General features: G+C 57.0%; 1 protein-coding gene and 1 pseudogene. One reads left to right on the top strand and one right to left on the bottom strand.

All coding sequences use genetic code 11. The features are described 5' to 3' along the window. Positions 1 to 330: pseudogene (locus AB4043_RS26320) on the top strand (DNA primase); the annotation flags it as partial. A 1-nt stretch (position 331) separates the two neighbouring features. Here AB4043_RS26320 and AB4043_RS26315 read toward each other — a convergent pair. Beyond that, the coding region (locus tag AB4043_RS26315) for an ATP-dependent DNA ligase (protein ID WP_442308630.1) at positions 332 to 1,124 on the bottom strand (793 nt) is incomplete at its 5' end.

Raw genomic sequence — 1,124 nt, 5'->3', positions numbered from 1 at the left:
GAAGGAGAAGGAACTCGTGTAGCGCCCTCCCGCGCCAAGAAGCCGCGGGTGAAAATGCCGCTTGTAATCGTTGCCAATTCACCCGACAAAGATGCTGCCCTGGCTGGGCTCGACCGATGGAAGACCAGGCATGCAGAAGCAGCCAGCCACCTGGAGCCGGATGACATACTCGTTGATTCAATGCGCGGGCGCTCGTCTACATGGACAAGGGTTCGGGTGAATCTCCGTCATGTGCCTGAAGCGATGCGACCGGTTCAGGAGACGCCAGATCCGGATGACGACCCGACTCGCAAGGCCGGCAGATCGCGGCGGCAGGCGGCAAAGAGCTGATTCATTGATTCTCTGAAAAGATTGCCTTCAACTCTTCCGGTGGCACGACCTCAAGTTGTTCGTACGTGCACCCCTCCGGCTTCTTATCAAAACGCCAGCGGCGAAACTGCGCCATATGACGAAAGCGGCCGCTCTGCATATGCTCATAGGCCACTTCAGCCACAAGCTCCAGTCGGAGAGGCTCCCAGGAAAGATCTTTGCCCTGGCTCCAGCGGCTCTGGCCTCCGGGCCGGCGATGTGCGCCCTCGCTATCTTCCGTCACGTCGTCCAACCGCCCTTTCCAGGGATGATTCGCGAGAGCATCTTTCTGATAGGGCTTCAGGAACTCGACGAGCTCATATCTTTTTTCGAGAGGAAAGCTCCCGCAAACTCCGACATGTTGTAGTAAGCCGGAATTGTCATAGAGACCCAGCAGCAGGGAACCGACAGCAGGACGATCGCCTTTGCGATACCAGCGAAACCCGGCAACAACGCAATCGCAGTCGCGTTCATGTTTCACCTTAAACATGGTCCGCTTGTCGGACTGGTAGGTGCTGTCCTTTGCTTTGGCGATGACGCCATCGAAGCCGGCGCCCTCGAAACGCTGGAACCAGTCACGCGCTAGGTGCAAATCGTCTGTTGCCGGTGTGAGATGAATCGGTGGCTTCGCCTTGGACAACAACGATTGCAGCTTAGCCCGTCGTTGATGAAATGCCGTTCCTCTCCAATCGTGATTGTCTTCGGCCAGCAGATCAAAAAACACGATTGAGGCGGGTGTCTGCTGGCTAAGCAGCTTGACTCGTGATGCCGCTGGA

Origin of the sequence: Terriglobus sp. YAF25 (assembly GCF_052113305.1) — a bacterium.
Taxonomy (GTDB): domain Bacteria; phylum Acidobacteriota; class Terriglobia; order Terriglobales; family Acidobacteriaceae; genus Terriglobus.
This window is presented reverse-complemented; position numbering and strand designations above follow the sequence as displayed.